The organism is Actinomadura sp. NAK00032 (assembly GCF_013364275.1).
GTDB lineage: Bacteria > Actinomycetota > Actinomycetes > Streptosporangiales > Streptosporangiaceae > Spirillospora.
The window spans coordinates 4644841-4658467 of the sequence record NZ_CP054932.1 but is presented as its reverse complement, the minus strand read 5'-3'; the positions used below and the strand labels follow the sequence as shown (position 1 = coordinate 4658467).

The window sequence follows — 13627 nt, the reverse complement described above, 5'->3', positions numbered from 1 at the left end:
CACTGTGCGGTACCTCTCCCCCCGGTGTGCCTCGTGCTGCGGGCGAGCCCTTGCGGAAACTGCACCATGAGAGCACCGGGCGGCTCCGGGCCAGTGCTCTTGGCGTCATCGTCATTGTCCTGCGGCCGGTTCGCGCGGCTGGCTCGGCCGGCGCACCGGTTGGCCCTTTGGGTGCCAGCCCGTCGACTGACGGCAAAACCCGGGTCTGAGTCCGGACCTGCACGATGGTGCATGGTCGTCGAGCCCCCGGCGGCCCGGCGTCGGTTAGTTATGGGGGGTGTGGTGTCGGGGCGGGGCCGTCTGATGGCTCATGGCAGGGTGCGGCTGGATGCCGGTAAGCTCCGCCGGTTGCGGCTCAGTCGGGGGCTGACGGTGGATGGGCTGGCGGCCCTGACCGGGGGGCGGGTGCCGGCCCGGCAGCTGTTGGAGTACGAGGCGGGTCGGCGCCGGTGCGATCCGGCGCGGTATGCGCAGCTGTGCCGGGCGCTGGGGGTGGCGCCACCGGAACTGTCGGAGGTGGGGATCGCTGAGGCCGCGTTGTCGGATCTGCGGCATTGGGCGGGGTTGACGGCTGATCGGGCGGCCGAGCTGCTGGGGTTGTCTTCGTGGTCGCTGCTGCGTGTCGAGCGGGAGGGGCGGTTACCGCGTGGGGTGGGGCGTGTGGCGTTCGTGGTGGCGGCAGCGCGGGTCTACGGGTATCCCGCGAGGACGCTGAAGGAGGCGCTGCGCCGGGCGGAAAGCCGGACAACCGCCCGCATTTAGCCCTGTGACCTGCAGAAATGTATTCGATCATGGGAGAAGTGGGTAGTGGCCCGGTGATCATGTCGCTCGCTTAACGGCGGCTGCCAACCGGGAAGGTGACGTGTGGTGTTCGATCAGCGTTTCATCGTGCTGGCGAATCTGCTGAAGCTGTTGCGCGACGGGGAGTTGGACATCGTGCAGTTCGGCCGCCCGTTCCAGCGCAACGCCCAATGGGGGGCGGAGGTGTGGGCGTCGCTGGCGCGGGAGCCGCAGCGGCCGATCAACGGGTTCGTGTGGTGGCTGCCGCCGCCACAAGAGGCTCCTTCCTCTGGTCGCTACCGGGAGTTCACCCGCGCCAAGGTCTTCTTCGTCGACGGTCAGCAGCGCGGCACCGCGCTGGCCGGCGGCGCCGGTATCCGGCCGGCGTGCTATCCGCTGGATGTGTGGGCCGAGCTGGGCGGCCCGGGCCTTGAGGTGGGGGTGGTGCTGGAGTCGGCTCGCCGGTTGCGGATCCAGCCGATGCGGGCCCGCCGGCATCCGCAGATCCGGTTGGGCGACCTGCTGCATGCGGCGCCCGCCGAGGTCCCCCAGCTGGTCGCCGACGCCGGTGCCGGTGCCCGTACCCATGAGGCAAGCCAGCTGGTGGCCGAGCTGACCGACCTGCGCAAGCGGCTGCTGGACACCGAGATCCCGGTGATGTGGCTGCGGGGCGGGGCCCTGGACGCGGCCGAGTGTTATCAAGTGCTCAACCAGGCGTCCTCGACGCGGGTCGCGCACGCCTCGGAGATCGAGACGCTGTATCTGGACCTGGCCCACCCCGGGGTGCGCCGCGAGATGCTGGATCCGCTGTGGCGGCACGCCCAGCGCGAGGGGTTCGGCGCCGCGGTCACCTTCCCGGTGATCAACGAGCTGGTGCAGCGGCTGCTGCCGCCTGCCGCGCGGCGGCGCACCGCCCTCAAGGCCGGCTCCGCCGCGGTCGAGGCGGCCGCGCGGCGCGCGGTAGCCGGCTGCACCGCGATGATGGACTGCCTACGGCGATGGGGGCTGTGCGATGCCTCGTTGCTGGCGATGCCGGCGGCGCTGGGCGTGCTGTTCCACCTGGGCGCGCACTTCCCCGAAGCCGCACGCGACGACTTTCCGCGGCGCTGGCTGGTGCATGCGCTTGCCACCGGCCGCTACAACGGCGCGCCATACCGGGCCAGCGGGGACGTCTCGGCGATGCTGCGCGCCGGCGACTACGCCGAGGCGCGGACAGTGCTGGCGCAGCTGATGCTGCCCGCCGGGCCTCCCCCGCCGCTGGCACCGGCGCAACTGCACGGCCGGCGCGGCGGGTTCGGGGCCGTCACCAGCCTGTATGCGATGGCCGCGGCCAGCCCGTCGGGACTGGGGGTGCCGGATCTGACCGACCCGGACGCGGTCTTTCCTGAGGCGGGCATGGCGCTGGTGCCGCTGTGGCGGGGGCGGCTGGAGGCCTCGCTGGGCGACTTCGTACTGGCCACTCCCGCCACGGCGCAGGTGCTGGCCCGCACCGGCGGCTGGGGCCGCGAGGCCTATGAGCAGCTGCGGTGCGGGGATCAGGTGCTGGCCGCGCACTGCCTGCCGGTCCCCGCCGGCACCGGGCTGGGGCCGGCGCAACTGGTGAAGGCCCGCGAGCAGGACTTGCTGCACATGATCAACGGTTTCCTGGCGCGGACCGGCCCGCTGCAGGCACCCGGCCCCGCCCACACGGCGCGCAAGACCCTCGGCCCGACCGACACCGCCTAGAGCGCGAGATCGAGCAGCCCACCGGGCAGCCAGCGGCCGCCCGGCCGCGGCCCGTTCCGAACCGGCCCCTGTCCAGACCCGGCCGGAAGATCCAGGGAGTGACGATGACGACTCTCTCACCCGACACCGCACCGCCCGACACACCCGCGCTCGACGGCACAACACCCGACACGACCGCCCCCGACGGCACGACGTTCCTGAATACCGGCGACGAGACCGTGGCTGCGGGCTTGGCCCGGTGGCTGGTCGCCACGGCCGGCCGCCGGCCGGCCCGCGTCATGCTGACGACGGGGTTCGTCACCATGCAGGGCCTGCTGGAACTGCTCGAGCCGCTCACCACCTTGACCGCGCGGGGCCACCAGGTGCGGCTGCTGCTGGGGGTGGCGCCCCCCGAAGGCGCCCGCATATGGCGCCGTGCCCAGATCCCCTTCGGGCAGGCCCTCGGCGACGACTCCGGCGCCCCGGCGACGGGCCGCCGCGACGATCATCCGGGTGACGACCATGCTGCTGACCCCGATCCGCAGACGGTGGCACGCGTGTGCGCCCAGACCGACCGGGCGCTGCGCGCCGATCTGGCCGGGATGCCGCTGACCGCCCGGCAGATGCGGCGGCTGCAGGGTCTGGCGGCGCTGCTGGCCGACGACCGCATGCAGGTGCGCCGCTACCAGCGCCGCTTCCTGCACGCCAAGGCCACCGTGGTGGACCGCGGTCGCCGCGTGCACGCGGCGACCGGCTCCTCCAACCTGACCCTGGGCGGGCTGATCCGCAACCAGGAGTTCAACGCCGTGCTAGGCCGCAGGGGGGCCCGCGCCGCGGTCGCCGAGACACGGTGCTGGTGGGACCAGGCCCGCCCCTACGACCTGGGCGCTTTGATCACTGAGCTGTTCTGCGCCTATCCGCGCGAACTGGTGTACCTGCGGATGCTGGCCGAGGCCTACGACGATGAGGTCAACGCCGACCCCAGCCCCTGCATGAACCTGACCGATTACCAACGCGACGGCGTCGCCCGGGTCCGCGCGATCCTGCGACGCTTCGGCGGAGCGCTGATCGCCGATGAGGTCGGCCTCGGCAAGACGTACATCGCCGGGGAGGTCGCCCGGCTGGCGGTGGCCGAGGGCCGTGGCCCGGTCACGGTCGTCGCCCCGGCCAGCCTGCGCCGCATGTGGCGGCGCCGCCTGGCCGAGTGGGGACTGAACGGGATGCGGGTGCTGTCGTATGACCAGCTCACCAAGCTGTACCGCGGCGTGCTTGAGGACGGGCACACCTGGCAGCGGTGCGGGCTGCTCATTCTCGATGAGGCGCACGCGGTCCGCAACCCCCTCACTGCCCGGATGGAGGCCCTGCGGTCGCTACTGGCCGCCCAGCCCCAAGACCCCGCGCCGCCGCAGGTGCTGGTGATGAGCGCCACCCCGGTCAACAACACCGCCCGGGACCTGTTCGAACTGCTGGTGCTGGCCGACCGCGGCCTGGAACCCAACTGGACCCCCGCCGCGATGCTGCAGCGCTCGCGCACCGCCGCACGCCCCGACGAGGGGCGGCGGCTGGCCCAGGTGCTGGCCGACCCGCTGACCGTCCCCGCGCAGGAGAAGGCCTGGTACTACCAGATGGCCCACGACCGGATGCTGCGCCGCGACCGGCCCCTCATCCGCCGCGCCTACCCCACCGCCGCACTGCGCTTCCCTGACATCGAGCAGATCCGGGTGGACGTGCCGATGCCGCCGCCGATGCAGGAACTGTTCGTCGCAGTGCTGGACGCGGTCGGCTACACCGACCATCCAGCCGGGCTCAGGACCGGCCCGCAACCGCCCCCAGCGCAGCCTTCCGGACAGCTTTGCGAGCAACTTTCGGAGCCGTCCGGGCGCCCTGGCCGGGACCCGGCCGCGCTGCTGGCGGCGCTGGCCCCGGCCTTCACCGCCGTCCGCGCAGCGCACGGCGGCCAGGCCGCCTCGCTGACGCTGGCCGCGTACCGGCGCGCCTGCTACCGGCAGCATGACCCCAGCCCTGCGCTGCCGATCACCGGGCTGCTGCGCAGTCTGCTACTCAAGCGGATGGAGTCCTCCCCCGCCGCGCTGACCGCCACCGCACGCCACATGGCCGCCACCGCCCGCGGCGCGCTGGCCGACCTGGACGCCGGCGTGGTCCGCACCACGACCGGAAACGGACGCCGCCTCACCAGCCGGCGCCTGGCCGCGTTGAGCGACGACGCCGATGACAGCGAGACGATCCTGACCGACCTGGCCGCCGACACCGACACGACCGAACCGGCCGACCAGTACCACCAAGCAGCGCTGCGCGCCGACCTGCAACACGACCTGACGATCCTGCAGGACCTGGCCGCCCGCGCCCGCACTGCCGTCGCGACCGACCCCAAGAAGGAGGCCCTGCTCGGGCTGCTGGCCACGGCGCTGGCCGACCCCCGCGGCCCCAAGATCGTGATCTTCGCCAGCGCCCGGGAGACCACCCACGACCTGGGCCGGTGGCTGAACCAGCGCGTCAACGACGATCCGCGGCTGGCGGCCCTGCGCGGCCGGGTGGCCAACCTCGGGAGCCGGCGCGAGCCCCCCGACACCGAGGCGATCCTGGCGGGCTTCGCGCCCGCCACCGCCTCCACCGCCGTGACCGAGGCCACCTTCCCACCCGAGGCCGACCGCTACGACGTGCTGATCTGCACCGACAAGTTCGCCGAAGGCGTCAACCTCCAACAAGCCGCCCTGTGCATCAACTACGACCTCACCTGGAACCCCCAGCGGCTCGGGCAACGCGTCGGACGCCTGGACCGCGTCGGCTCCACCCACGACCTGGTGACGTGCTGGACCATGCTGCCCGCCCCGGCCACCGAGGCCGTGCTGCGCATCATGGACATCCTGCACACCAAAGCCCGCCTGGCCGCCGAAACCGTCGGCGTGCCGACCCCACCATTCCCCGACTCCCCCGTCCGCACCTACACCGACCTACTCGACCTGTGGCAAGTACCGCACACCGATCCCACCTCGCAGACGCCAGCCGACCACAACCCCGCCCACAGCGCCGGCCACCAACCCGGCGCCGTATCCGGCAGCGCAGAGACCGAGCCCATTCGCGACCACGGCTGGGCCACCACATGGGTGGGCAACGCCCGCCGAACCCCCCGCCTGAACACCGCCCTGAACCGGCTGCCCCACGGTGCCGGAGCCGTCCGCTTCGGCCCTGATCCCGATCCCAGCGTCGTCTTCTGCTTCCGGCTGGACACCGGCCGCACCACAGCCCGCACCACGGCCGGCCCCGCCGGGCCCACAGCGGCGTTCGCCCAGGTGTATGCGGGCGCGCGGCGGGCGGGACACATCACCTTGGACACCGACCGCTGCCTGCGCCACGCACGCATCGACCTCACCGACTACATCACCGACCACCTCACCGCCCCCAGCCGGCCCGCCCCACGCGGCCGCGACCCGAAACGTCCGCTGCGACGCGAACACCTCGACCTGGTGATCTCGCTGCTGGACCGCGCCCGCGGCGCAGTCGCCCAAGCCCACGACATCCCCGCCGGCGCAGCGACAGAACGCATCCAGCTGATCTGCTGGATGCTGCTCACCCCGGCCGGTGCCCCGCCCCTCTCCCTGCCGGGCGGCCTGAGATGACCGGCCCACCCGACGCCGCCACCGGCACCGGCGGGCGGCGCCGATCTGGGCCGGCGATTCCCGCGCGGCTGACACCGCAGACCCGCCCCACCCCCACCCTCGGCGAGGCCGGCGCGCAGACCGCCGCCTTGCGGGCCCGCCTGCTATCGGTGTGCCCCGAGCACACCGATGCCGCCGCCGACCGCGGCCGCGACGGCCCCCTCGGGGCCGCGGCGGTGGTCGGGGCCATCCTGGCCCCCGGCGGCCTGCTGGACCGCTACCAACGCGCCGCCTGGCATGCCGCCCACCCTCCGCACGGACTGGAACAGGCATGGGGCCTGGTCGCCGCCACCCTGGCGGACGTGGTCACCGACCTGGCGGGCCCGTGGGCGAATCATCCCGACTCCACCCCCGCCAGACCACCCTGACCTGCGATCCTGAACTATCGTTCATGGTGCCGGTAATGGTACGGCTGCTGGCATCGCTGAGTGCCCGCTGCCGCTCCCGACCCGCGACTGCAAGCCTTCGGCTTCGCCGTCCGCGACGCCCGCGAGCACAGCGACATGTCCCTGGAAGCATTGGCCGAAGCCGCCGGCATCTCCGCCCGCATGCTGATCGGCATCGAACACGGCCGCCGCAACCCCTCCCTCCTGACGATCCTGGCGATCGCAGAGGGCCTCGATCTCGCCCCCGCAGACCTGGTGGCCAAGGGCAGCCGACGCGACAACTCCGCCTAGTGCTGCGCGTACTGAAATCTGCTGTGTAATTGCTTGCTGGACCGATGGCGAGGACGGCACGGGCCGGTGGCGGTTTTCCGTGACCGCGGCGGGCGGACTCGGAGCGCGGGGTTTCAGGCCAAACTCGACACCGTCGGCTTTACGGTGCCTGATCATTGCGCTTCTCGTGGGCCGCGCCGCAGAGATGGCCACCCGGAACCGCGGGGAGGCGCCCCTGACCATCGGCCAGTCCCAGACGCAGGCGGGAGCCGTGAGCCCCGGGAGCGCCGCGTTCGCCATCGCGGCTACTCCTCCTCCGTCGCCTGTCTCGTCGAAGCCAGCTCCGATGAAGCGGACTCGATCGTCTTCTCGACACCCCTTCGCAGCGCGGCCTTGTGGGCTACCGTGCGAGGAGACCTTTAACGAGGCCCACACGCTAGCTCCGCAAGAGTGTCGCAGGCTACGGGTTAACTGGTCTCATGGACGACACCGGACCGCAGGAGGACCCCATGGCCACGGTGATCAGTAGGTCTGCCGAGGAGCTGAAGCAGGAACGCCAGCACCTACTCCGGCGTGCTGGTCTGTCCGAACATGAGCTACGTGATCGTGCCCAGACCTACCAGCTCACTGCCGAGCAGATGGACATCCTCGACGCGATCAACAACATCGATTACCTGCTCAACGACTGATGCTTGCTGAAGACGAGGAACAACTCACCCGCCAGGCAGATACCTTCGCCAGCGACCTCACGCGGACCGTGCAAGGCGTCCTCGGGCCGGACGTGCCCGCCTTCGAGGCGGTATACGAACGCGGCAAGCGTGGGGCGCGGCGACTGCTTGTCCGGTCGCGGACTCCTGAGGGGGAGCCCTCTCCCCCGATCCCCATCAAGATCGACGGCAAGTGCCGACTGGAGTTGATCGTGCAACTCCAGTGCACCTGGGACGGACACCGCAGCTTCCTGGCCATCGAGGACTCCAAGGCGCACGTACGCATGATGCGCAAGCCTGAGCCTCTGTTCCGCTGGGAGTACCTGCGCCACCCCGAGAGCAATGTGCCCTGTGCCCATTTCCACGTGCACGCGCACCGCGACGAGGCCGTCTACCTCCTACTCACTGGCAAGGGCGACAATGCCCGCATCCGTAAGCGTGCCGCCCAGCTCGACGCAGACACACCCGTCATCCCCCAACTCTCCGACCTGCATCTTCCCCTTGGGGGCCCTCGATTCCGCCCCTGCCTGGAGGACGTCCTCCAGTTCTTGGTGGAGGAGTTCGGCATCGACTGTGAAGTCGGCTGGAAGGACGCGATCCACAAGGGGCGGCGAGCCTGGCGCAGGCTCCAGACCGGGGTGGTCGTCCGCGACTGCCCGGACGAAGCAGTCAGGGTCCTGAAGGACCTTGGTTACGCAATCGAGCCGCCGACAGAACCACGCGCCGAAAGCAACAAGATCACCTTGTACTGAGAGCGGCCCACCCCCTCATTCTCGTCTTCAGGCATAGGAGTGGTGTACCAGCGCGCTGGCCAGGGCGGGCCCGACTGACCCGCCTCGGCCTGCTTCGGACTTCCTACCGGAGGGCCGCGTTGTTGCGCCATCAGTCCTCGGCAGCGACCGCGCCCACCGTTCTCGGTGAGCGCCAGGGCACTACCAGTCCGATCCCTCGGACGCCTCCGCAGGACCAGACCAGTCCGCTGGCGCGAGCAGACCTCGGTCGGCGGGGCGCCATGTGCGGGCCATTGCCGTCGCGCTTCGGGCGAGTCAGCGGATACCCGGTGTGCGAGTCTATCGCCGTGTTGGCGCCTGCCCGACAAAGACCTCACGGATCCTTCCGGCCTGACCGATGGACCGCCTGTCACACTGGTCCGACCCGACCGCTACGTAGCGGCTACCGGCAGCTCTCCGGAATCCGCCCTTTCGGAAATGGATGCTCCGCTGCCCCTGAGCCGAAGGCTGTAAACAGGTGCACTCCCCTGGAGGGCTATCGACTCCGGTGATGGCCGACATCAGGACCTGGACGCCTTGTCGCGACCCGCGCGAACACGTGTATGTACTTGGCCGTCCCGTACTCCAGCATTTGATGAACGCTAATCAGCCCGCGTTGTTCAGCTGGCTGCCAGAATTGCCCGACACTGACCGCACGTGAAGGACATCGGGGTCACCGTCCGCCGGCAATCTGATCCTGCTGGCTGCCGTACTTCACTACCTGACCAGCGGGTTGGCCTCGCACCCCTCGGCCTGCGAGGAGGCCGAGTGCAAGATCTAGTGCGAGGAAGCTGATCTTCGTTTCGGTTCGGTGCCGGGCCGGGGCCGCCCCGGTGCTGGAGCTTCCGGCAGCCGCCCGACGAAGCCCGGCTGGGCGGTGCGGTGCGCAACGGTGCTGATGCTCAGGGTGTTCCTGGCTAGGAAGCCCACCGCAATCCCGGCCAAGGTGGCGAGGTTCGTCGATGAGCAACTCGGCGTCGATTCCGACGAGTTCGTCGAGCACGGGCGGCATGCGTGGACGTACGAGCACGGGTGGGAGATCCGCGGGTTGCCTTGCGGTCAGGCGGGGCGTGCCGGGGGACGGCGCCCTTGCTGGACGAAGGTGTCCGCTCGGATCCGGTGGACACCGTCGTCGTACAGCCTGCGGCCGCGCCGGGAATATTCGTCAGTGCGAGTCCGCGGACGAGATATAGCCGCCGGTGTCAGTGATAAAGACTGGCGTGCCATCCTGCTGATTACGACGTCGTCTCATTCGGTATGGTGGCGGTAACTGGTGGGGCTGGCATGATACCGGGGAAGGTCAGGAACTGCTCGGCTTTGCGCCCGCAGCGATGGGTGCAGGCGGTCGGCAGCGATTCATCCGGACACCGTGCCCTTGACGACCCTGGAGTACCGCCAAGCCAGCTTCTCGACACTGTGGCCTGCGATGCGCGGCGCGATATTCTGGCCGCTCTCCGACGGACTGGCCGTGGAATGCGGGGCCGGAGTTTCTGCGACCGTGGCCGGGAGTGTTCACCGTTGATGGTTAAGTCCGTCCACCAGATAGGGAACCAGTTCCCTGAATACGGCGGCCGCGTTATCTGCGGCAATTTGGTGATGGGTGTCGTCCTTATTTTCGTCGGCATTGTCGGATATGCCGCGTATGGTTAGCCAGCCGCTCGTTTTCGGTTCGCCTGTTTGAGTGTGGAAGGCCAGGGCCAGACCGCCGGTCTCCATGTCCAGAGCGAGGATCTTATCGTTGACGACTGCCAGATGGTGGCGGATCTGGGAGTCGCTGTGCGCGACGACTGCCTCGCCCGAGCCGAGCGGGCCCGCGAGGGCCTTCGCCGCAGTACCTGGGAGGGTGTAGGGCTCGCCGTGGTCGGTGAAGAAGTCGTTCACCTCGCGGCGCACCCAGGCCGGCACCTGATGGCCTTCGCTGCGGCGCAGCACTCCAGTCGCGGTCTCCTTGCGCAGGTCGTAGTACACGATCTCTTGGCCGATGACCACGTCACCGGGTTGCACGTCGGAGTGGATGCCACCGCCGATGCCCATGACCACGATCACGCCCGGGCGGTAATGGGTGCGCAGCAGTTGGAAGGAGGGGCCGGTCGACCGGTTGCCCTGCCGCTCTGCGCGAGTCACCACGACGGCGGCGTTTCCAATGTGTCCGCGGTGCACCCGCACGCCGTCCGCTCGGGCCGTATAGGCGTCGTCGAGGACGCCGATCGCCGCGCTGGCCTCGGAGGACAGGACGGTGATCACGCCGATGTCGGCCTGCCCGGCGATGGTTTCGTCGTGGTCTACTGTACTGCCGATGCGGTTGCCGTCGCCGATGGTCAGGTTGCCGGTGCCGATGTTCTGCACTCCACTGTTGATGTTCACGCCGCGCTCCCTATCGTGTTGGCGTTGCCGATCTGGACATCCCCCGACCCCATGTTGAGGACTCCGCTGTTGAGGATGTAGGTGGCGCGTTCCTCGAATTCAGTTGTGAGGACTCGGCCATGGAGGAATTCGCCGACTGCGGAGATGATGCGACGCTCGATGATCTTGCTGTGCTTGGCGACGTCCATTGCTTGGAAGTAGGAGCGGTCGCGAGTGGCGGCCAGGTGTTCCCGTACGCTCACCCGGACGCCGATGTTGAGCCGCGGGTTGTCCGTTCGGTCTTTCGGGGAGGTAAGCACGCACCCCGCCGTGCGAACCGCGTTCCACAGATCGCGGGGAGCCCGCAGGGCGCGGGGTGCCGACAGCAACTTGCCGAGGAACACCTTGGCCGCGGCATTAAAGCTGGCGTTCCCCATCTCGTTGATCACCTTGAAGCGTTCGGGTATGGGGGTGAGCGCGTAGATCGTGTACTTCAGGTAGAGCAGGCCGCCTTGTAGCGAGGTGTGCAGGTAGACCGTCGTGACGATCTCGCCATCCCAGGAAGTGATCTGGCACGCCAAGTGGTGTCGCCCCGGGGCCAGGCTGTCGGCCATGAACTCCTCGAGCTCCTCGAGGCGCGGCCTATGGTTGAGGAGCGAGCGGTAGCGCCCCAGGTGCCGTCCCTCAACGAGGAGCAGATCGCTCACCCGTAGCCCGGGAAGTTTGGTCTCCCTGCCTCGGTCCCGGGCGAGCCGGTTCAGGCTCTCGCGGATGTGCCGTACGAGCTCACTGGTCCGGAACGGCGGATCGGCGAACTCACTGCCTTTCCGTCCTCCGGCATCGTCGCGCGGGCGCAGCAGACGCTGCGTGAACTCCCAGGTGTGCACGATCTGACCACTGCCGATGAAGGGATCGTCGACATGGGCGACGACGGGGCTGCGCTGCTGCACGTCGATCGCCTTGAGCCTACGGTTCAGCGGCACCGGCTCGAAATCACTCCACAGGGCACGCAGGCTCCGACGGCGGGCGAGCTCGGCGAGGCCTAACACGAAACCGGTCACACCAATGATCACGACAGCGCCAAGCGCGACGTCCACAATTCCCCAGCCTCGCCAGAGCGTCACCGCAAACGCCCCTGCGGTCAGCGGAAGAAGGAACACCGTGCTGTCACGGATGCGGCGCCTTTCCTCCTTCAAAATCAGGGATTCCTGCGGGTGAGGCTTGCGGTGCGGAAGGCGGAAGAAGCGCACCGTCCACTGCTTGGCGTAGTCTCGGACGTTCACGAGCAGGAACCACAAGTACGCCAGTGTGCACAGAAACGCCGTGGACGGCGTCAGGTACCAGCCCGCGAAGACCAGCAGGGCCGTCAGGATCGCATCCTGTGCGGCGGCGATGCCCCAGGCCCGGCGGGCGTGTGCGACGACGGGCACGACGTCGAACCCGTACGAGGGCGCAACCCGGCTGGCGGTGTTCCCGTAGACCTGTGTCAGGACCCAGCCCCGGAACCTGTCGTCGAGATAGGTGCCCGCGCAGAGGTAACGCGTTGCGGCTGTGTCGAAGACGGCCCCGTCGTGCTGTGGCTCCTCAGGGGGCGGTTCTTCGGCTGGAGGGCGTTCGGTTGGTGGAGCATCGGTCAGGGACGAGCCGACGGGTGCGCCGGCCTGCGTGGTCGCCATGGCGACCCCCTTGTTCTCAGCGGACTAGAGTGACGAACCGGGCGGCGAGCGCCGCGATGACGGCGAGTTCCACGGCAATCGCCAGGTGCAGCGGCGGCGGGATGGCCGAGTCACACCAGGCGGTCACCAGGGCGACGACCGCCGTGCCGCAGAACAGCAGGAGGTCGACCAGCAGTTGGCATGCCTTGCGGAGTGGGCGTCCGCCGCTTTCTCTGTGCCGACGCTCCCAGGCGAACAGTTCGGTCTCGGCCGAGGACAGCCGGGAGAGCTCCGGGCCGAGAACGTTCCCGACGTAGACGCCGATGGCCGTGATCCGGTCGTCGTTGGCGAGATACGTCCAGCCCAGGGTGACACAGACGGGCGGGGCAAGGAGGAGGAACACGGTCGAACCCGACTGGATGACCGCGCCGACGATCAGAGCCAGGGCACCGATCGTCGCGTAGACGAGGTTGTCGCGCGTGCCGATGCGCAACCTCTGTTCCTCTTTGAGCTGCTCATACTCCAGGGCGAGCAGCGACGGAGTCTCGTCGGACGGCATCTCCCGACCTCCCTTTTAAGTCACACTGACAATAAACATGGGCCCACTTCTGGTCAAGGTGACTTTTTAGGGTGGTGCTATCGAAGTAGCGGCGGGGTGAGCGTCGTCGCACCGCCGCGGCGGTACAGCGCGGCCGGGCGACCAAGATCCGCGGCGCGGTGCCGTCCGGCCGGCACCAGGAACCCTTCGGCACGCGTCACCTTGCGATGGAAGTTGCTGGGCTCCAGCTTCGCGTCCCAGACCACCTCATAGACGCGCCTGAGGTCTGCAACCGTGAACGGTTCTTGGCAGAACGCGGTCGCGACCGTGGAGTACTCCAGCTTCGCGCGGGCCCGTTCCAGGCCGTCACTGAGAATCACCGCGTGATCGAAAGCGAGCTTCGCCGACTGTGCCTTCTTCACCGGCATCCAGAAGGCCGTCGCGGCGTCGGTTCCCGCGACAGGCGATGGCAGGTCGGGCCCTAGCGCCAGGTACGCGACGCTGAACACGCGTCCCCTCGGGTCCCTTTCCGGCTCGCCGTAGGTTCGCAACTGCTCCAGGTGGAGGCGTGCGGGGTCCACTCCCGTTTCTTCGAACAGTTCGCGGGCGGCGGCGGCGTCCAGCCCTTCGGCGCCCCGGACGTACCCGCCGGGCAGCGCGAGCCCACCCAGAAAGGGCTCCTTGCCGCGCTCGATCAACAGGACCTGCAGCGCACCGTCCCGCACCGTAAAAATGACCAGGTCCACGGCCACGGAGACCTCATCGGACTGCTCCTGCGACGAGAACACACACACCAT

General features: G+C 69.3%; 12 protein-coding genes. 8 read left to right on the top strand and 4 right to left on the bottom strand.

The features are described from left to right. The first annotated feature begins 318 nt into the window (after positions 1 to 318). The 8 genes from HUT06_RS21600 (at position 319) to HUT06_RS45640 (ending at position 9564) form a co-directional block, all read left to right on the top strand. Positions 319 to 762, top strand: coding sequence for a helix-turn-helix domain-containing protein (locus HUT06_RS21600; RefSeq protein ID WP_176197396.1), 444 nt, complete (start codon positions 319 to 321; stop codon positions 760 to 762). Positions 763 to 867: 105 nt separating this feature from the next. Further along, complete coding sequence (locus HUT06_RS21595) at positions 868 to 2505, top strand: hypothetical protein (RefSeq protein ID WP_176197395.1); 1638 nt, start codon at positions 868 to 870, stop codon at positions 2503 to 2505. Positions 2506 to 2609: 104 nt separating this feature from the next. Beyond that, the gene (locus tag HUT06_RS21590) at positions 2610 to 6122 is read left to right on the top strand and encodes a helicase-related protein (protein ID WP_176197394.1); all 3513 of its coding nucleotides are present in this window, start codon (positions 2610 to 2612) and stop codon (positions 6120 to 6122) included. Continuing rightward, the gene (locus HUT06_RS21585) at positions 6119 to 6529 is read left to right on the top strand and encodes a hypothetical protein (RefSeq protein ID WP_176197393.1); all 411 of its coding nucleotides are present in this window, start codon (positions 6119 to 6121) and stop codon (positions 6527 to 6529) included. Before HUT06_RS21590 ends, HUT06_RS21585 begins: the two co-directional genes overlap by 4 nt. Positions 6530 to 6589: 60 nt before the next feature. Continuing rightward, the gene (locus HUT06_RS21580; protein ID WP_217711382.1) at positions 6590 to 6838 is read left to right on the top strand and encodes a helix-turn-helix domain-containing protein; all 249 of its coding nucleotides are present in this window, start codon (positions 6590 to 6592) and stop codon (positions 6836 to 6838) included. A 458-nt stretch (positions 6839 to 7296) separates the two neighbouring features. Continuing rightward, a complete protein-coding gene (locus HUT06_RS21575) occupies positions 7297 to 7506 on the top strand; it encodes a hypothetical protein (RefSeq protein ID WP_176197392.1) in 210 nt (69 codons plus the stop codon). Further along, entirely contained in the window at positions 7506 to 8276 is a 771-nt protein-coding gene (locus tag HUT06_RS21570; protein ID WP_176197391.1) for a hypothetical protein, read from the top strand. Before HUT06_RS21575 ends, HUT06_RS21570 begins: the two co-directional genes overlap by 1 nt. 829 nt (positions 8277 to 9105) lie before the next feature. After that, on the top strand, positions 9106 to 9564 hold the full coding sequence (locus HUT06_RS45640; RefSeq protein WP_368406981.1) for a DUF4158 domain-containing protein: 459 nt from the start codon (positions 9106 to 9108) through the stop codon (positions 9562 to 9564). Positions 9565 to 9806: 242 nt separating this feature from the next. On the opposite strand, the gene HUT06_RS21560 is transcribed toward HUT06_RS45640, so the two are convergent. The 4 genes from HUT06_RS21560 to HUT06_RS21545 form a co-directional block, all read right to left on the bottom strand. After that, positions 9807 to 10658, bottom strand: coding sequence for a hypothetical protein (locus HUT06_RS21560; RefSeq protein ID WP_176197389.1), 852 nt, complete (start codon positions 10656 to 10658; stop codon positions 9807 to 9809). Then, positions 10655 to 12313 carry a hypothetical protein gene (locus tag HUT06_RS21555; protein ID WP_176197388.1) on the bottom strand — a complete coding sequence of 553 codons (1659 nt, stop codon included), beginning with the start codon at positions 12311 to 12313 and terminating at the stop codon, positions 10655 to 10657. The genes HUT06_RS21560 and HUT06_RS21555 overlap by 4 nt, the downstream gene beginning before the upstream one ends. A 16-nt stretch (positions 12314 to 12329) precedes the next feature. Next, positions 12330 to 12851 carry a hypothetical protein gene (locus HUT06_RS21550; RefSeq protein WP_176197387.1) on the bottom strand — a complete coding sequence of 174 codons (522 nt, stop codon included), beginning with the start codon at positions 12849 to 12851 and terminating at the stop codon, positions 12330 to 12332. A gap of 77 nt (positions 12852 to 12928) precedes the next feature. Beyond that, positions 12929 to 13618, bottom strand: coding sequence for an NUDIX domain-containing protein (locus tag HUT06_RS21545; protein ID WP_254715308.1), 690 nt, complete (start codon positions 13616 to 13618; stop codon positions 12929 to 12931). Positions 13619 to 13627: the final 9 nt, after the last annotated feature.

Bases quoted from the DNA above. Each gene is read 5' to 3' on its own strand.
- HUT06_RS21575 (WP_176197392.1), top strand. From the start codon at position 7,297: ATGGACGACACCGGACCGCAGGAGGACCCCATGGCCACGGTGATCAGT.
- HUT06_RS21555 (WP_176197388.1), bottom strand. From the start codon at position 12,313: ATGGCGACCACGCAGGCCGGCGCACCCGTCGGCTCGTCCCTGACCGAT.
- HUT06_RS21590 (WP_176197394.1), top strand. From the start codon at position 2,610: ATGACGACTCTCTCACCCGACACCGCACCGCCCGACACACCCGCGCTC.
- HUT06_RS21570 (WP_176197391.1), top strand. From the start codon at position 7,506: ATGCTTGCTGAAGACGAGGAACAACTCACCCGCCAGGCAGATACCTTC.
- HUT06_RS21550 (WP_176197387.1), bottom strand. From the start codon at position 12,851: ATGCCGTCCGACGAGACTCCGTCGCTGCTCGCCCTGGAGTATGAGCAG.
- HUT06_RS21585 (WP_176197393.1), top strand. From the start codon at position 6,119: ATGACCGGCCCACCCGACGCCGCCACCGGCACCGGCGGGCGGCGCCGA.